Raw genomic sequence first — 15,985 nt, 5'->3', positions numbered from 1 at the left:
ATCAGCCTTGTTCGCCGCCGCAGCTGGGCGGCATCTCCTTGGCCATGGCGTCCTGGATCTCTTGCGGCGTCATGTCGCGCACGTGGGTGGCGACGGCCCAGCGGTGGCCGAAGGGGTCCATGAACTGGCCGTAGCGGTCGCCCCAGAAGGCGTCGCCCAGCGGCATCAGGGGCTTGGCGCCCGCGGCCATGGCGCGTTCCCAGACCGCGTCGGCATCGCGCACGTACAGGTGGATCACCACCGGCGAGCCCTTCAGCGCCAGCGGCCCCGGGCTGCCGTAGTCGGGAAAGTCGTCGCACAGCATGACGATGGAATCGCCGATGCGCATCTCGGCGTGCATCAGCCTGCCGTCCGGCCCGGGCATGCGCGACACCTCGACGGCGCCGAAGCACTCGCGGTAAAAGTCGAGCGCCTTGGCTGCGCCTTCGCAGACCAGGTGTGGGGTGATGCTGTGGAAGCCTTCGGGGATGGCGCGGGTTGCCGGTTTCATGCTGGTTCTCCTATTCGGTTGTAGGGGTGTTACTGCAAGCACGACGAAGGCGGCAAGCAGGAATCGACACGGCACGAAAAAAAACACCTGATTCAGGCAATGCCGAGCTGGCGCGCCTGCGACGCCGCGTCACGGGCGCCCCAGCGCCGCTTGATCCGGCCGTCCTCGATCTCGAACCATTCCATGGCCACCAGTTCGTAGGACTTGCCGGTCGGCTCCTTGCCGAAGGCAGGGTGGAGGAAGGTGCCGGTTTCGACGAAACGCGCGGCCACCGTATTGCCCTCGGCGATCAGGCCCACGACGCGCAGCTGCATGCCGTAGCCCTCGATCAGCTGGCGCCAGACCGGTGCGATCCGGTCGAACAGGCCCTGGCCCATGACGCCCTGGATTTCGGCGTCGTCGGCGAGCAGGACGCGCAGGCCATCCGGGTCGCCGCGGTTGAACGCGTCCACATAGCGGCGCACCACGTCCTTGGCCAGTTCTTCGTTCGACATAGTATCTCCTTGGCAATATTCACGCGATTGTAGTGCATGTCAGAAAGACCCCTTGAAATTGTTATTCGGATCCCAATATGGCTGCAATCCGCCTTTGGGCGGTCCCCATTCACTGAACCAAACACGAGGAACAAGATGGCAGTCGCCGAAAAAGAAACCCTTGGCTTCCAGGCAGAAGTAAAACAGCTGTTGCAACTCATGATTCACTCCTTGTATTCGAACAAGGAGATCTTCCTGCGCGAACTGATCTCGAACGCGTCCGATGCAGCCGACAAGCTGCGCTTCGAAGCGATCAATAACGACGCCCTGTACGGCAACGACCACGAGCTCAAAATCAAGGTCAGCTTCGACAAGGATGCGCGCACCATCACGATTTCGGACAACGGCATCGGCATGAGCCGCGACGAAGTCATCTCGCACCTGGGCACCATCGCCAAGTCGGGCACCAAGGAATTCTTCAGCAAGCTGTCGGGCGACCAGCAGCAGGACGCGGCCCTGATCGGTCAGTTCGGCGTCGGCTTCTACTCGGCCTTCATCGTGGCCGAGAAAGTCATCGTCAACACCCGCCGCGCCGGCGCCTTCGCTTCGGACGGCGTGCGCTGGGAATCGACCGGCGAGGGCGACTACAGCGTCGAGCAGATCGAGAAGCAGGGCCGCGGCACGGACGTGATCCTGCACCTGCGCGCCGGCGAGGAAGAGCTGCTGTCGTCGTGGAAGCTGAAGTCGATCATCCGCAAGTACTCGGACCACATCTCGCTGCCGATCGTGATGCAGAAGGAAGAGTGGATTGAGGAGAAGAAGCAGACCGTCCTGAAGGACGAATTCGAGACCGTCAACCAGGCCAGCGCGCTGTGGGCGCGCTCGAAGAGCGACATCACCGAAGAACAGTACAACGAGTTCTACAAGCACGTCTCGCACGACTTCCAGGACCCGCTGGCCTACACCCACAACCGCGTCGAAGGCCGCAGCGAATACACCCAGCTGCTGTACGTGCCGGCGCATGCGCCCTTCGACCTGTGGGACCGCAACAAGCGCGCCGGCATCAAGCTGTACGTGAAACGCGTCTTCATCATGGACGACGCCGAGCAGCTGATGCCGACCTACCTGCGCTTCATCAAGGGCGTGATCGACTCCAGCGACCTGCCGCTGAACGTCTCGCGCGAGATCCTGCAGGAGTCGCGCGACGTGCGCGTGATCCGCGAAGGCTCGACCAAGCGCGTGCTGGGCATGCTGGAAGAGATGGCCAACTCGGAAGAGCAGGCTGGCAAGGACAAGTACGTGACCTTCTGGAAGGAGTTCGGCCAGGTCCTGAAAGAGGGCATCGGCGAGGACGCCACCAACAAGGACCGCATCGCCAAGCTGCTGCGCTTCGCCTCGACCAGCACCGATTCCGACGAGCAGACCGTGTCCTTCGCCGACTACCTCGGCCGCATGAAGGAAGGCCAGGACAAGATCTATTACGTCACGGCCGACAGCTACACCGCCGCGAAGAACAGCCCGCACCTGGAGATCTTCCGCAAGAAGGGTGTCGAAGTGCTCCTGATGACGGACCGCGTCGACGAATGGATGCTGTCCTTCCTGAACGAATTCGACGGCAAGGAGCTGGTGTCGGTGGCCAAGGGCGGCCTGGACCTGGGCGCGCTGGAAGACGAGGCCGAGAAGAAGGAACACCAGGAAGTCGAAGCCGGCTACAAGGAGCTGGTCGAGAAGATGAAGGGCGCCCTGGGCGACAAGGCCAAGGACGTGCGCGTCACCTTCCGCCTGACCGATTCGCCGGCATGCCTGGTCGCGGACGAGAACGAGCTGTCGGGTAACCTGCTGCGCATGCTGAAGGCGGCCGGCCAGGATGCGCCGGAATCGAAGCCTATCCTCGAGATCAACCCGAACCATCCCTTGGTGACGCGCCTGAAGTACGAAGACGCCGAAGGTGCGCGCTTTGGCGACTGGTCGCACATCCTGTTCGATCAGGCGATGCTGGCCGAAGGCGGCAGCCTGAGCGATCCGGCTTCCTTCGTGAAGCGCCTGAACGAGATGCTGCTGGCGACTGCCAAGTAAGAACAGACCGGGGCCACGTGCCCCGGTTTTTCGTTTACAGGTGCCGGGTTTCGTGCGGCGGCGTGACCCAGTTGTCGTTGCGCCCGTCCAGGTAACGCACCGGCGCCGCCAGCAGTTCTTCCACCGGCAGGTCGTCCAGGCTGGCCAGCACCACCGCATGGAAGGGGCCGAGGGCCGGCGACTGGCCGGTCGAGAAGGTGTTGATGCCGCAGTCGCCGCAGAAGTAGTGGGCGTCGCGCCGCGTGAGGTAACGGTATTCGCGCAGGCGGTCCGCACCGCTGATCAAGCGGAAGGCGTTCGAGGGCACCTGGGCGGCCCAGAAGCGCATCTTGCTGCAGATGCTGCAATTGCACTTGATGGTGCCGGCGCTCAGGTCGATGTCGGCTTCGTACTGGACGCTGCCGCAGTGGCAGCTGCCGTGGTAGGTCTTCATCGCGAAACGGAAGCGAAGGCCGCCGCCCCGATGTCGTAGACCGCCACCGTCTGTCCGTGCCACACCTCGTCGCCGCGGTAGCGCATGCCCAGGCGCTGCATCACTTTCGCCGAATTGGCATTCTCAGGATGGCAGATCGCCGCCAGCGAAGGCGTCTTCAAGTCGTCGAAGGCGAAGGACGCCATGCGGCGCGCGGCCTCGCTCGCGTAGCCACGGCCCCAGCGGTCCGGACGCAGGCGCCAGCCGATCTCGTGTTCGTTGGCCGGGTCGTGGCCGAGGTGCTGGATGCAGCCGGCGCCGACCAGCTCTCCCGTGTCCTCCTCGATGAAGCTCCACCACGAGTAGCCGAACTGCTTCCAGCGTCCCTGCACGCGTTCGATCATGGCGCTCGTTTCCTCCGGCGTTTCGGGGCGGCCGCTGATGTAGCGCTGCACCACCGGGTCGGCGTTCAGCAGGCGCAGGCCGGCATAGTGATCGAGGCAGATCGGTTCCAGGCGCAGGCGCGCGGTATGCAGGATCGTCATGTCGTGTGTCCGAGCTGGTCGCAGAATTCCTGCAGCAGTTGTTCGCCTTCCGCCCAGGGGCCGTGGCCCGATGCGCCGTTGATATGCCCGGCGTCGCCGATCTTCACGACCCGGCTGCCCCAGGCCTGGGCAAAGGCGGCGGCGCGCTCGTTCGACACATACGGGTCGTCCGTGCTGGCGACCACCACGCTGGGGAAGGGCAGCGGTGCGAGCGGGATCGGGGCGAAGCCGTTGACCGGCGCCGGATAGCTGGACGCTTCGACGTCGCTCGGCGCCACCAGGAAGGCGCCGCTGACCTTCAGCGGCGAGCGGCTGGCCGCCCAGTGCGCCACCAGCATGCAGCCGAGGCTATGCGCGACCAGGATCGGCGCGCCCTTGCAAGCGGCGATGGCGGCGTCCAGTTCGGCCACCCATTCCTCGCGCTCCGGGCAATTCCAGTCGCGGTGTTCGGCCTTGGTCCATGCGGGATAGCGCGCCTGCCACTGGGTCTGCCAGTGTTCGGGGCCGGAATTCCACAAGCCTGCCAGGATCAGTACGTCGCACTTCATCGCGCCTCCACCGTTGGGAAAAGATCAAGGGCGATTGTACGTCGAAAGCGCAGGCGGCATCAGGCCGGGGTCTGGTCGCTCGCGACGGTGCGCGGCGCCAGTAGGCGCGCGAAGAAGGCGCGCCAGGCGGGACGGCGCTGTTCGGTCACGGCGCCGAGCAGCACCGTGGTGACGGCGATCGCGCCGCCCAGGGCGAGGATGTCGGTCATCGAATGCCGGTCATGCGGGTAGAACGCCATCCACAGCCCGATCACGACCGCATGCGACAGGTAGAGCGTGAAGGTGGTGGACGCCAGGGACCGCAGCAGCGGCGCGATGCGCAGCAGGCCCGTGAAGCCGGCGTCGCGCGCACAGGCGAAGTTGAGCAGCACGATGAGGCACAGCAGCCAGTCGCCGAGGAAGCGGTCGGCGCTGCCCAGGGGCAGTGAGCGGAAGGGCCACCAGGCATGGGCCAGCGCGCGCAGGTTTTCCTCGAGGTGCAGGCCGACCCAGGCGCCGAACAGCAGCATGCTGGCCAGCCAGCCGATGCGCGCCGCGCGCTGGCCCAGCCAGGGCGCGCGGTAGCTGCGGCACAGCCAGGCGCCGGCTAGCCAGACCGGCAGCAGCAGCCACAGTTTGTAGCCCATGAAGGCCAGCGCCAGCGCCAGCATCAGGACCCGTCGCCGGCCGCGCAGGTAGCAGGCGAGCCCGAACAGCAGGTAGTACCAGGCTTCGTAGCCGAGCGACCAGTAGGGCACCATATAGGGCGGGACTTCGGCCAGGGTCCAGTGCTCGCCCAGGAACAGCAGGTGGAGTGGTACGTACACGTACAGTTTGTCGAGCACGTAGGCGTTGGGCGGGACCGCGTCGGTGAAAGCGCGCACGGCCAGCGCAGCGGCCAGCGCCAGCAGCAGGCAGGGGAGCGCCACCGAATACACGCGCGACAGGCGCGCCACCGCGTACTCGCGCGCGGAAGGACGGCGCTGAGCCGTGGAGGAGGCGATCACGTAGCCCGACAGCACGAAGAACACCATCACCGCCTCGCGCCCCATGCCGGGCAGCGCGCCCCAGGCGCCCTCCGGGATGACGCCGAAGTAGCCGAAATGGGCGAACACGACCATGACCGCGGCGGCGAAGCGGGTCAGGTCGAGGTAGAGCGAGAAGGGTTGCCCCAGGGCGGGCGGTGCGGCTTGCATTGTTTCTTGAAGTCACAAAAGACAATGCGATCATACACTGTGCCCGCCGGCAATGGATCAGAGCGCGGTCCGGAGGGCAAACAATTCCGGGAACAGCACCACATCGAGCATCTTGCGCAGGTAGCTGGCGCCCGAGGTGCCGCCGGTGCCCTGCTTGAAGCCGATGATGCGCTCGACGGTGCTCACGTGGCGGAAGCGCCAGAAGCGGAAGGCGGTTTCCAGGTCGACCAGCTTCTCGGCCAGTTCGTACAGCGCCCAGTGGTGCTCGGTATCCTGGTAGACGCCCAGCCAGGCCGCCTTCACGCTCTCGTCCAGCTGGGTCGGGCGGGTCCAGTCGGCGGCCAGGCGTTCGGGCGCGATCGCGAAGCCGCTGCGCGCCAGCAGCATCACCGCCTCGTCGTAGACGGAAGGCGCGTGCAGCTCGCGGTCCAGGATGGCGTGCGCCTCCGGCGACTTCTCGTGCACGGCCAACAGGTTCGGGTTCTTGTTCCCCAGGATGAATTCGAGCTGGCGGTACTGGAAGGACTGGAAGCCGGAGGAAGCGCCCAGGTAGGGGCGGATCGCGGTGTACTCGGGCGGCGTCATGGTGGCCAGCACGTCCCAGGCGTGCACCAGCTGGTCCATGATGCGCGCCACCCGCGCCAGCATCTTGAAGGCCGGCGCCAGGTTACCTTCACGGAGGTTCTGGCGCACCGCCTGCATCTCGTGCAGCATCAGCTTGATCCACAGTTCGCTGGTCTGGTGCTGGATGATGAACAGCATCTCGTTGTGGTTCGGCGACAGCGGGTGCTGGGCCGACAGGATCTGGTCCAGGCCCAGGTAGTCGCCATAGCTCATCGACTCCTTGAAATCGAGCTGGGCGCCGTGCCACTCGGCCTTGGTTTGGTCGTTCATGCCGCTTCCTCTCAAGTCACTGCGCTGCGCTCGAGCGCCACGTCGTAGGCCTCGTTGTCGAGGATGTCCTTCAGGATCGCCACCGCGTCCCACACGTCGGCGAAGCTGGTGTAGAGCGGGGTGAAGCCGAAGCGCATGATTTCCGGCTCGCGGTAGTCGCCGATTACGCCGCGCGCGATCAGGGCCGCCATCACCGCATAGCCGTGTGGATGGGTGAAGCTGGCCTGGCTGCCGCGGCGCGCATGTTCGCGCGGGGTCACCAGGGCGAGCGGATGCCCGGCGCAGGTGGCTTCGACCAGTTCGATGAACAGGTCGGTGAGCGCCAGCGACTTTTCCCGGATCGCCGCCATCGAGGTCTCCTCGAACACCTCCAGTCCGCACTCGACCAGGGCCAGCGAGACCACCGGCTGGGTCCCGCACAGGGCGCGGCCGATGCCCTCGCAGGGCGCGAAGCCGTGCGCCATCGCGAACGGTTTGGCGTGGCTCCACCAGCCGGTGAGCGGATGGGCAAAAGCGGCCTGGTGGCGCTGCGGCACCCAGATGAAGGCCGGGGCGCCAGGGCCGCCATTCAGGTATTTATAGGTGCAGCCGACCGCGAAGTCGGCTTCCGCGGCATGCAGGTCGACCGGCACCGCGCCGGCCGAGTGGGCCAGGTCCCAGACCGCCAGCGCACCGTTCGCGTGCGCGTGGCGGGTCAGATGGGCCATGTCGTGCTGGTAGCCGCTGCGGTAGTTGACGTGGGTGAGCATCAGCACCGCGCAGTCGGCATCGACCGCGGCCGGGATTTCTTCCACCGAATCCACCAGGCGCACGCGGTAGCCGCGCTCCAGCCACTGGGCCAGGCCCTCCGCCATATAGATATCGGTCGGGAAGTTGCTGCGTTCGGTGACGATGGTGCGGCGAGCGGCGTTCGGGCCGGTCGCCTGGATCTGCAGCGCGGCGGCCAGCGCCTTGAACAGGTTGAGCGAGGTGGTGTCGGTGACGACCACTTCGCCTTCCTTCGCGCCGATCAGGGGCGCGAGGCGGTCGCCCAGGCGCTTGGGCAGGTCGAACCAGCCGGCCGTGTTCCAGCTCTTGATCAGGTCCTGGCCCCATTCGCGCGCCACCACGTCCTGGGCGCGCGCCAGGGCGGCCTTGGGGCGGGCGCCGAGCGAATTGCCGTCTAAATAGATGACGCCGGCGGGCAGCTCGAAGCGCTCGCGCAGCTGGCGCAGGGGATCCTGCTGGTCGCGCGCGACGCAATCGGCGCGGGTAATGGTGGTGCTCATCAAGCTTCCTTTATTGGGGCAGCGCGCGCAGGATGGCCCGGACCGGGCTGGCATCCATGCCGGCGAATTTCAGGGGCAGGGCGACCAGTTCGTAGTCGCCCTCGGGTATGTCGTCGAGCACGATGCCCTCCAGGATGGCCATGCCGCTGGCGCGCACGGCGTGGTGGGCGTCCAGGGTCTTGGAATCCTGCGGGTCGAGCGACGGGGCATCGGTGCCGACCAGGACCGCGCCGTGGCTGGCCAGGAGTTCGATGGCGGCCGGGCTGACGGCGGGGAAGGCCGGATCCCAGCGGTCTTGGGGCGCGTGGGCGTAAGTACGCAGCAGCACGCGCGGCGGGGCGCCTTCCAGCTTGCCCGCGAGGTGGTGCGGCTCGACAGCCGACACGCCGACGCAGTGGATCACGCGGCAGGGTCCTATATAAGGGAGCAGATCGACCTGGTCGATCGACTTGCCGGCCGGGTCGTAGTGGCTGGGCGCATCGGTGTGGGCGCCAAGGTGGGTCGTCATGCTCATGCGGCTGACGTGGACCGGGCAGCCGTCCTTGATTTCCCAGGTCGGGGCGGCCGCGAAGGGCGTGTCGCCCGGCCAGACCGGGATGCCGCTCGAGATCGTGGGACTGATGTCCCAGATGCGTAAAGATTCCATGCTTGGCTTGGATAGTTGAGGCTTGAAGCTTTTGTCAGTCTCGCAGTGTAACAAGTTCGGAGCCCTGCCGTCCTGTTTTGTTGGCTTGACGATAACATTCAGCGGCGCTCGAAAAATTTTTAAAATTTTTTCTCCAGAACCCTAAAGTTCCCTGAACCCCTGCCGTTACCCATTCCAGAAGCGCGGTAAAGGGTTTTGAAAAATATTTTCAAAAAACCCTCAAGTTCTTCCCAGGCGCTCCGTTAAAGGAGTGGAGAGGGCGGCAAAAGATTGAAAAATATTTTGCGAAAACCCTAAAGTTCTCCAAAAGCTTGACGTAAATCGTAGCAAGCGCACGACAGAGGCAGCGTCGAGCGTCCACAATTCGGCTGCGAATCTCAAGTTTGCAGCACCTCCCCCAGCCCCATTTTCATAGGGGCGCCAGAGTGATCCAACAGGGTTTGTCAGACAAACTCCTACGGGTCATGTCCGTCATTCGCGGACGAAAAATACAGACTTCGTCCAATTCCTCAAAAGTTGCCCCACAGTCAGAATCTATCTCATCGGCAACACGCAAGTCGCCGAACCCACGGAAAACCGGAGATAGAAAATGACGATGAACGACATGATGGCTGAAATCCGCGACGCGAACCTGAGCTACCTGATGCTGGCCCAGCAAATGATCCGCTCCGACAAAGTCACCGCTATCTTCCGTCTCGGCATCTCCACCGACATCGCCGACCTGATCGAAGGCATGAGCAACGCCCAGATCCTGAAGCTGGCAAGCGGCAACATGATGCTGGCCCGCTTCCGCTTCGACGACACCGCCATCCTGTCGATGCTGACCAGCCACACCAAGGAGCGTAGCCTGGCCCAGTCGCACGCCGCCATCCTGATGGCCGGCCAGCCTGTTGAAGAGATCGTATAAAATCCTGCCAGACGCGGTCCCGTCGGGATCGCACATCGTAAGCAATACAGGCGGGAGCAGCACATGAGCAAGAAAAGCGTCGTTTCGGAAGCCCAGGAAATCCAGCTTGCGATCGAACTGATCAACCTGGGGGCGCGCCTCCAGCTGCTCGAAACCGAAGTCTCGCTGTCGCGCGAGCGCCTGCTCAAGCTGTATAAAGAACTCAAGGGCGTCTCGCCGCCCAAAGGGATGTTGCCGTTCTCGACCGACTGGTTCCTGACCTGGCAGCCGAACATCCATTCCTCGCTCTTCATCAATATCCATAACTTCCTGGTCGAACATGCCGGCGCTACCGGCATCCAGGCGGTGATGAAGGCCTACAAGCTCTACCTCGAACAGATGCCGCCCGAGCCGGGCGAAGAGCCGCTGCTCTCGCTGACCCGCGCCTGGACCCTGGTGCGCTTCTTCCAGAGCAACATGCTGGTGCTGGCCCCGTGCCAGAAATGCCAGGGCAAGTTCATCGTCAACGCCCTCGACCTGAATGCGGATTACCTGTGCGGCCTGTGCCACATGCCTTCGCGCGCCGGCAAGACCCGCAAGGCCAAGGACGCCAAGGAAGCGGCGGCCAGCCAGAACGCCCAGCAGTCCGCCGAGTGAAACCCGCAGTCGCGGCCCTGCTGCTGCAGGCCGCCGCTTTTCCCCTGACCCTGGCTGCGACCTGGCTGCTGGCCAGCAGCGGCGTTCCCATGTCCTACCTCGGCGTGGCCCTGCTGCAGGGCGTGTTTGCCGCCGCGCTCACCTGGTGGCGCGGCCTGGCCGGCTGGTGGCGTGCCATCCAGTTCCTGTTCCCGCTGGCGCTCTATGGCGCCTCCCGCCTCGCCATCCCGCCGCCGGTGTTCCTGGCGGTCTTCCTGTTCCTGCTCCTTCTTTATTGGTCGACCTACCGCACCCAGGTGCCGTACTACCCGTCCAACCGCCGCGTGTGGGAAGCCGTGGCGCGCCTGCTGCCGCAAGAACAGGCGAGGGTAATCGACATCGGCAGCGGCCTGGGCGGGCTGGTACTCGAGCTCGCGCGCCGTCCCGGCGTGGAGGCAACGGGCATCGAGCTGGCGCCGCTGCCTTGGCTGGTGAGCAGCCTGCGCGCGCGCCTGGCCAAAAGCCGGGCCCGCTTCATCCGCGGCGACTACCACCGCCTCGACTTCGCCGACTACGACCTGGTGTTCGCCTACCTGTCGCCAGCCGCCATGGACGCCCTGTGGCGCAAGGCTGCGCGCGAGATGCGGCCGGGGGCGCTGCTAGTCAGTTACGAATTCGGCATTGACGATCGTTCACCGAACCGTACCGTCTATCCCACAGACGGCGGCCCCGCCCTTCATATCTGGCACTTTTAGGCGACAAAACCGGCCTTTTTGCTTGCCCGTGGGCCGTTCTCCCGCTAGAGTGGTTCCCTGCGTCAACTTTTGCTTGAAATCACTTTTTTAGTAGAGACAGCCGGACGACCAAAGCCCGGCCTTTCTGGAGCGGAATTCCCTTGTTAGTCATTCTTGGTTACATCGTCGTCTGCGCCTGCGTGTTCGGTGGCTTCGCCTACTCGGGCGGTCACCTTGGCTCCCTATGGCAGCCGGTCGAACTCGTGATGATCGGCGGTGCCGCCCTGGGCGCCTTCTTCGTCGGCAATACCATGAAGTCGGTCAAGGCAACCATGCAAGCCTTGCCCAGCGTGTTCAAGGGATCGCAGTACACCAAGGACATGTACATGGAGCTGATGGCCTTGCAGTTCGATGTGCTGTCGAAAGTGCGCAAGGAAGGCCTGATGTCCATCGAAGGCGACATCGAGGCGCCCGAAGCCTCCCCTCTGTTCTCGAAATACCCGGCCGTGCTGGCCGACCACCACATCATCGAATTCATGACCGACTACTTGCGCCTGATGGTGTCGGGGAACATGGATGCGATGCAGATCGAAAACCTGATGGACAATGAGATCGAGACCCACCACCATGAAGGTGCAATCCCGGCCCATTGCATCTCCAAGCTGGGCGATGGCCTGCCGGCTTTCGGTATCGTGGCGGCGGTGATGGGCGTGGTCCACACCATGGAATCGGTGGGTATCCCGCCGGCCGAGCTGGGCATCCTCATCGCCAAGGCGCTGGTGGGTACCTTCCTCGGCATCCTGCTGGCCTACGCGTTCGTGACGCCACTGGCCAGCGTGCTGGAACAGAAGCTGGAAGAGTCGACCAAGATGTTCCAGTGCGTGAAGGTCACGCTGCTGGCGAGCCTGAACGGCTACGCGCCGGCGCTGGCCGTCGAATTCGGCCGCAAGGTGCTGTACTCGACCGAACGCCCGAGCTTCGCCGAACTCGAAGAGCACATCAAGAAGAAGAAGTAAGCCGTGACGCTTCTTTATCAACCACGCACGCGAGGGGACCATGGCTGACGAAAACATGCGTCCCATCGTCATCAAGCGCATCAAGAAGGTCGCCGGCGGCCACCATGGCGGCGCCTGGAAGATCGCGTACGCCGACTTCGTGACCGCGATGATGGCCTTCTTCCTGCTCATGTGGCTGCTCGGCTCGACCGCCAAGGGCGACCTGGAAGGCATTTCCGAATACTTCAAGACGCCGCTGAAGGTGGCGATGGCGGGCGGCTCGGGCGCGGGCGACTCTTCGTCCGTGATCAAGGGCGGCGGCACCGACCTGACCCGTCGCAACGGGCAAGTCAAGAAGGGCGACATCGACCCGAGCTCGAAGACCTACAACCTGGAAGCGGCCAAGGCGCAGGTGGCGAAAGCCGAAGCCGACCGCCTGCAGTCGCTGAAGTCGAAGATCGAGTCGGTCATCGAGGTCAATCCGCTGCTGAAGAAATACAAGAACCAGCTGCTGCTCGACATCACCAGCGAAGGCCTGCGCATCCAGATCGTGGACGAGCAGAACCGCCCGATGTTCCCCGTCGCGCGCGCCGAGCTGCAGCCCTACACCAAGGACATCCTGAACGTGATCGGCATGGTGCTCAACGAAGTGCCGAACAAGATCGGCCTGTCGGGCCACACCGATTCGACGCCGTACCCGAGCGACGCCGGCTACAGCAACTGGGAACTGTCGGCCGACCGCGCCAACGCCTCGCGCCGCGAACTGGTGCGCGGGGGGCTGGGCGACGACAAGGTGCTGCGCGTGGTGGGCCTGGCCTCGGCCGCGCCGCTCGACCGCACCGACCCGTTCAACCCGATCAACCGGCGCATCAGCATCATCGTGATGAACAAGCGCACCGAGGAAGCCGTCCAGCGCGACGCTGCCAACCTCGAGGTGCCGGCGCAGCAGCCCGCCGCCGCGGCCGAAGCGGTAGCCGCCGCAGGAACGAAGTAGCCCAGCCAGGACTGGAGGACCAGATGAAAAGAAAAAAGATATTGGGCTCGCACGTGAAGCGCCTGCTGTCCGGGGTAGCGATCCACGGGCGGCGCCACCTGACTGAAGTCGAGACCGACCTGCTGCAGACCGAACTGCTGCTGGAAGAAGCCATCGACAAGCTGACCAGCAGCTTCATGGCGATCCACACCGCCGTCGGCGCGCGCCAGGAAGCGATCAACCGCCTGCTGGCGGGCGAGACGCCGAGCGCGGAAGACAGCGCACGCCTGTCCGACATGTCGGGCGAGATCGGCCAGCACGTGAACACGGCGATCACCAGCATGCAGTTCCAGGACATGACCAGCCAGCTGATCGACCGCACCCTGCGCCGCGTGGCCGGGCTGCGCGAGTTCCTCGGCACGCTGAGCGAACATGGCGCCGAGATCGCGCCCGAGACCGACAGCGAGGAAATCGTCGAACGCCTGGGGAAGGTCAGCATGGCGCTGGCGATCCAGTCGCTGGAGCTGCGCAGCATGCTGCGCAAGTCGGTGGAACAGCATCACCTGGAAAGCGGAGACATCGAGCTCTTCTGAGCCCGACCGTTCGCACAATTTAGCCACTTAATCTTAACCGGAACATACCGGACACAAAACAGCAGGAGCAAAACATGGCAAAAACGATTCTCGCGGTCGACGATTCCAGTTCGCTGCGCCAGATGGTGGCCTTCAGCCTGAAGGCGGCCGGCTACAACGTGCTGGAAGCCGTCGACGGCATGGATGGCCTCGAGAAGGCGAAGCTGCAGGGCGTGGACCTGGTCCTGACCGACCAGAACATGCCGCGCATGGACGGCCTGTCGCTGATCAAGACCCTGCGCACGCTGCCGAACTACGCCAAGACCCCGATCCTGATGCTGACCACCGAGTCCTCCGACGAGATGAAGGCCAAGGGCCGCGCCGCCGGCGCCAACGGCTGGCTGGTCAAGCCTTTCGACCCACAACGTTTGATCGAAGTGGTCAAGAAGGTCATCGGCTAAGGCCATGACGCATCGGGCATCAGAACGGATTTCATCATGACGATCGACATCAGCCAGTTTTACCAGGTCTTTTTCGACGAAGCAGAGGAACTGCTCGCCGAAATGGAGCGGCTGCTGCTGGGCGTCGACGTGGCAGCGCCCGACGCCGAAGACCTGAACGCCATCTTCCGCACCGCCCACTCGGTGAAGGGTGGCGCGTCGACCTTCGGCCTCACCGACATGAGCGAAGTCACGCACGTGCTCGAGTCGCTGCTGGACCGCATCCGCAAGGGCGAGATGGCGCTCACCAGCAACCACGTGGACGCCTTCCTGGCCGCCAAGGACAGCCTCAAGATGCAGCTGGACGGCCACCGCCACGGCGCCAGCGTCGACCAGGAAGCGGTCGCCAACGTGCGCATGGTGCTGCATGACCTGGCCGAAGGCCTGGTGCCGCATGCGCCGGTGGTGGCGCCGTCCTACCTGACCGCGGACACCAAGAACCATCACCCGACCGAGGGCGCCCATCGCTACAAGATCGAGCTGCCGCCGGTCGAGCAGCGCGACATCAGCGCCCTGGTCGATGAACTCGGCCTGATGGGCCGGGTGAAAGTCACGCCGCTGGAGGCGGGGCGCAGCGCCATCATCATCACGACGCACGAGAGCCTGGAAGACATCATCGCGATCTGCTCTTTCGTGCTCGACCCGGAAGACCTGAAGATCTTCGAGGCTCCGGCCCTCACGCCCGAGCAGCGCGCCATCGAGGCCGCCGAGCGCAAGCGCATCGAGGACCAGCAGGGCTATGGCTTCTTCGATGCCGACGACGAGGAGGCCGGCGCTGCCGCGGTGGACGAGCTGTCCGACGACGAGCGCGGCTACGGCTTCTTCCAGCCGATCGAACAGATCCGCGCCGCCGCCGGCATCGGTAACGAAGCGCCTCAGGAGGCCGTGAAGGAGCAGCGCCCCGACCCGATCGAGGTGTCGGAACTCGCCGCCGAAAAGAAAGCCTCCGCGAAGAAGGACCCGCATGCGGAATCCTCGTCGATCCGCGTGTCGGTCGAGAAGGTCGACCAGCTGATCAACCTGATCGGCGAACTGGTGATCACCAACGCCATGCTCGAGCAGAGGAGCGGCAACCTGGACCCGATGGCGCACGAGCGCCTGCTGAACTCCATCAGCCAGCTGGGACGCAATACCCGCGAGCTGCAGGAAGCCGTGATGTCGATCCGCATGATGCCGATGGACTTCGTGTTCTCGCGCTTCCCGCGCATGGTGCGCGACCTGGCGAGCAAACTGGGCAAGAAGGTCGACTTCATCACCAACGGCGCCGCCACGGAACTGGACAAGGGCCTGATCGAGCGCATCGTCGACCCGCTGACCCACCTGGTGCGCAACTCGATCGACCACGGCATCGAAATGCCGGCCGCCCGTGCCGCTGCCGGCAAGTCGGAAGCGGGGCGCCTGTTCCTGTCGGCCGGCCACCAGGGCGGCAACATCGTCATCGAAGTCTCGGACGACGGCGGCGGCCTGAACCGCGACCGCATCCTGGCCAAGGCCAGCGAGAATGGCCTGCCCGTGTCGCCCAACATGACGGACGAGGAAGTCTGGCAGCTGATCTTCGCGCCGGGCTTCTCGACCGCCGAGCAGGTCACCGACGTGTCCGGCCGCGGCGTCGGCATGGACGTCGTCAAGCGTAACATCGCCTCCATGGGCGGCACGGTCGACATCCGTTCGGCGCGCGGCTTCGGCACCACGATCTCGATCTCGCTTCCCTTGACGCTGGCGATCCTGGACGGCATGTCGATCCGCAGTGGCGACGAGATCTACATCCTGCCGCTCTCCTTCGTGGTCGAGTCGCTCCAGCCGACGCCTGAAGACATCCGCGACATCGCCGGACGCGGGCGCGTGCTCAAGGTGCGCGGCGAATACCTGCCGCTGATCCCGCTGTACCAGATGTTCGAGATCACGCCGCGCATCACCGATCCGAGCGAAGGGATCGTCGTGATCCTCGAGACCGAGGGCAAGAAGGCCGCGCTGTTCGTCGATGAACTGGTGGGCCAGCAGCAAGTGGTGGTCAAGAACCTGGAAGCCAACTACCGCAAGGTGGCCGGCATCTCGGGAGCCACCATCCTGGGCGACGGCGGCGTCGCCCTGATCCTGGACGTGGCTGCGCTGGTGCGATCCTCGCGCCAGCTGCTCGACGACGCAACCGTTTAACTATTACC

At 64.6% G+C, this 15,985-nt stretch carries 18 protein-coding genes; 9 read left to right on the top strand and 9 right to left on the bottom strand.

The annotated features are described in order from the left end of the window. Position 1: 1 nt before the first annotated feature. The gene (locus tag GV068_RS12345; RefSeq protein ID WP_159697869.1) at positions 2-490 is read right to left on the bottom strand and encodes a VOC family protein; all 489 of its coding nucleotides are present in this window, start codon (positions 488-490) and stop codon (positions 2-4) included. Positions 491-582: 92 nt separating this feature from the next. Further along, positions 583-984 (bottom strand): ester cyclase, encoded by a 402-nt coding sequence (locus tag GV068_RS12340; RefSeq protein WP_159697866.1) that lies wholly within the window; start codon positions 982-984, stop codon positions 583-585. 135 nt (positions 985-1,119) lie between these two features. Between GV068_RS12340 and htpG the strand changes: the two genes are divergently transcribed. After that, the gene (gene htpG / locus GV068_RS12335; RefSeq protein ID WP_159697863.1) at positions 1,120-3,039 is read left to right on the top strand and encodes a molecular chaperone HtpG; all 1,920 of its coding nucleotides are present in this window, start codon (positions 1,120-1,122) and stop codon (positions 3,037-3,039) included. Positions 3,040-3,073: 34 nt separating this feature from the next. On the opposite strand, the gene GV068_RS12330 is transcribed toward htpG, so the two are convergent. Genes GV068_RS12330 through kynB form a run of 7 tightly spaced genes read right to left on the bottom strand, consistent with a single transcriptional unit; the run spans position 3,074 to position 8,527 of the window. Next, complete coding sequence (locus GV068_RS12330) at positions 3,074-3,472, bottom strand: GFA family protein (RefSeq protein WP_159697860.1); 399 nt, start codon at positions 3,470-3,472, stop codon at positions 3,074-3,076. After that, complete coding sequence (locus tag GV068_RS12325; protein WP_159697857.1) at positions 3,469-3,996, bottom strand: GNAT family N-acetyltransferase; 528 nt, start codon at positions 3,994-3,996, stop codon at positions 3,469-3,471. Before GV068_RS12325 ends, GV068_RS12330 begins: the two co-directional genes overlap by 4 nt. Then, positions 3,993-4,544, bottom strand: coding sequence for an alpha/beta hydrolase (locus GV068_RS12320; protein WP_159697854.1), 552 nt, complete (start codon positions 4,542-4,544; stop codon positions 3,993-3,995). The genes GV068_RS12325 and GV068_RS12320 overlap by 4 nt, the downstream gene beginning before the upstream one ends. Positions 4,545-4,603: 59 nt before the next feature. Then, on the bottom strand, positions 4,604-5,719 hold the full coding sequence (locus GV068_RS12315; RefSeq protein WP_159697851.1) for an acyltransferase: 1,116 nt from the start codon (positions 5,717-5,719) through the stop codon (positions 4,604-4,606). A gap of 57 nt (positions 5,720-5,776) precedes the next feature. Continuing rightward, positions 5,777-6,613 (bottom strand): tryptophan 2,3-dioxygenase, encoded by an 837-nt coding sequence (kynA, locus tag GV068_RS12310; RefSeq protein ID WP_159697848.1) that lies wholly within the window; start codon positions 6,611-6,613, stop codon positions 5,777-5,779. Positions 6,614-6,624: 11 nt separating this feature from the next. Further along, a complete protein-coding gene (kynU, locus tag GV068_RS12305) occupies positions 6,625-7,881 on the bottom strand; it encodes a kynureninase (RefSeq protein ID WP_159697845.1) in 1,257 nt (418 codons plus the stop codon). Positions 7,882-7,891: 10 nt separating this feature from the next. Continuing rightward, positions 7,892-8,527 carry an arylformamidase gene (gene kynB, locus GV068_RS12300; RefSeq protein ID WP_159697842.1) on the bottom strand — a complete coding sequence of 212 codons (636 nt, stop codon included), beginning with the start codon at positions 8,525-8,527 and terminating at the stop codon, positions 7,892-7,894. Positions 8,528-9,116: 589 nt separating this feature from the next. Here kynB and flhD point away from each other — a divergent pair. The 8 genes from flhD (at position 9,117) to cheA (ending at position 15,977) form a co-directional block, all read left to right on the top strand. Then, positions 9,117-9,434: a flagellar transcriptional regulator FlhD gene (gene flhD, locus GV068_RS12295; RefSeq protein ID WP_159697839.1), complete on the top strand. Its 318-nt coding sequence runs from the start codon at positions 9,117-9,119 to the stop codon at positions 9,432-9,434. Positions 9,435-9,497: 63 nt separating this feature from the next. Next, entirely contained in the window at positions 9,498-10,070 is a 573-nt protein-coding gene (flhC, locus tag GV068_RS12290) for a flagellar transcriptional regulator FlhC (protein WP_159697836.1), read from the top strand. Beyond that, positions 10,067-10,804 (top strand): class I SAM-dependent methyltransferase, encoded by a 738-nt coding sequence (locus tag GV068_RS12285; protein ID WP_229464130.1) that lies wholly within the window; start codon positions 10,067-10,069, stop codon positions 10,802-10,804. The genes flhC and GV068_RS12285 overlap by 4 nt, the downstream gene beginning before the upstream one ends. A 140-nt stretch (positions 10,805-10,944) precedes the next feature. Beyond that, on the top strand, positions 10,945-11,799 hold the full coding sequence (gene motA, locus GV068_RS12280; protein ID WP_159697833.1) for a flagellar motor stator protein MotA: 855 nt from the start codon (positions 10,945-10,947) through the stop codon (positions 11,797-11,799). Between the two features lie 40 nt (positions 11,800-11,839). Next, positions 11,840-12,772, top strand: a complete 933-nt coding sequence (gene motB, locus GV068_RS12275) for a flagellar motor protein MotB (RefSeq protein WP_159697830.1) — start codon at positions 11,840-11,842, stop codon at positions 12,770-12,772. A gap of 23 nt (positions 12,773-12,795) precedes the next feature. Continuing rightward, positions 12,796-13,344: a chemotaxis protein gene (locus GV068_RS12270; RefSeq protein ID WP_159697827.1), complete on the top strand. Its 549-nt coding sequence runs from the start codon at positions 12,796-12,798 to the stop codon at positions 13,342-13,344. A 74-nt stretch (positions 13,345-13,418) separates the two neighbouring features. After that, entirely contained in the window at positions 13,419-13,784 is a 366-nt protein-coding gene (locus tag GV068_RS12265) for a response regulator (RefSeq protein WP_159697824.1), read from the top strand. Between the two features lie 36 nt (positions 13,785-13,820). Further along, complete coding sequence (cheA, locus tag GV068_RS12260; protein WP_159697821.1) at positions 13,821-15,977, top strand: chemotaxis protein CheA; 2,157 nt, start codon at positions 13,821-13,823, stop codon at positions 15,975-15,977. Positions 15,978-15,985: the final 8 nt, after the last annotated feature.

This window comes from Massilia sp. 9I, from assembly GCF_902506415.1.
GTDB lineage: Bacteria > Pseudomonadota > Gammaproteobacteria > Burkholderiales > Burkholderiaceae_D > Telluria.
The sequence above is the reverse complement of the archived record's forward strand: the minus strand, read 5'-3'. Positions and strand labels throughout refer to the sequence as shown.

Coding starts and splice junctions, on each gene's coding strand:
- kynB (WP_159697842.1), bottom strand. CDS start 8,527: ATGGAATCTTTACGCATCTGGGACATCAGTCCCACGATCTCGAGCGGC.
- GV068_RS12330 (WP_159697860.1), bottom strand. CDS start 3,472: ATGAAGACCTACCACGGCAGCTGCCACTGCGGCAGCGTCCAGTACGAA.
- kynA (WP_159697848.1), bottom strand. CDS start 6,613: ATGAACGACCAAACCAAGGCCGAGTGGCACGGCGCCCAGCTCGATTTC.
- flhD (WP_159697839.1), top strand. CDS start 9,117: ATGACGATGAACGACATGATGGCTGAAATCCGCGACGCGAACCTGAGC.
- motB (WP_159697830.1), top strand. CDS start 11,840: ATGGCTGACGAAAACATGCGTCCCATCGTCATCAAGCGCATCAAGAAG.
- GV068_RS12270 (WP_159697827.1), top strand. CDS start 12,796: ATGAAAAGAAAAAAGATATTGGGCTCGCACGTGAAGCGCCTGCTGTCC.
- GV068_RS12340 (WP_159697866.1), bottom strand. CDS start 984: ATGTCGAACGAAGAACTGGCCAAGGACGTGGTGCGCCGCTATGTGGAC.
- flhC (WP_159697836.1), top strand. CDS start 9,498: ATGAGCAAGAAAAGCGTCGTTTCGGAAGCCCAGGAAATCCAGCTTGCG.
- kynU (WP_159697845.1), bottom strand. CDS start 7,881: ATGAGCACCACCATTACCCGCGCCGATTGCGTCGCGCGCGACCAGCAG.
- cheA (WP_159697821.1), top strand. CDS start 13,821: ATGACGATCGACATCAGCCAGTTTTACCAGGTCTTTTTCGACGAAGCA.
- htpG (WP_159697863.1), top strand. CDS start 1,120: ATGGCAGTCGCCGAAAAAGAAACCCTTGGCTTCCAGGCAGAAGTAAAA.
- GV068_RS12325 (WP_159697857.1), bottom strand. CDS start 3,996: ATGACGATCCTGCATACCGCGCGCCTGCGCCTGGAACCGATCTGCCTC.
- GV068_RS12265 (WP_159697824.1), top strand. CDS start 13,419: ATGGCAAAAACGATTCTCGCGGTCGACGATTCCAGTTCGCTGCGCCAG.
- GV068_RS12320 (WP_159697854.1), bottom strand. CDS start 4,544: ATGAAGTGCGACGTACTGATCCTGGCAGGCTTGTGGAATTCCGGCCCC.
- GV068_RS12315 (WP_159697851.1), bottom strand. CDS start 5,719: ATGCAAGCCGCACCGCCCGCCCTGGGGCAACCCTTCTCGCTCTACCTC.
- GV068_RS12345 (WP_159697869.1), bottom strand. CDS start 490: ATGAAACCGGCAACCCGCGCCATCCCCGAAGGCTTCCACAGCATCACC.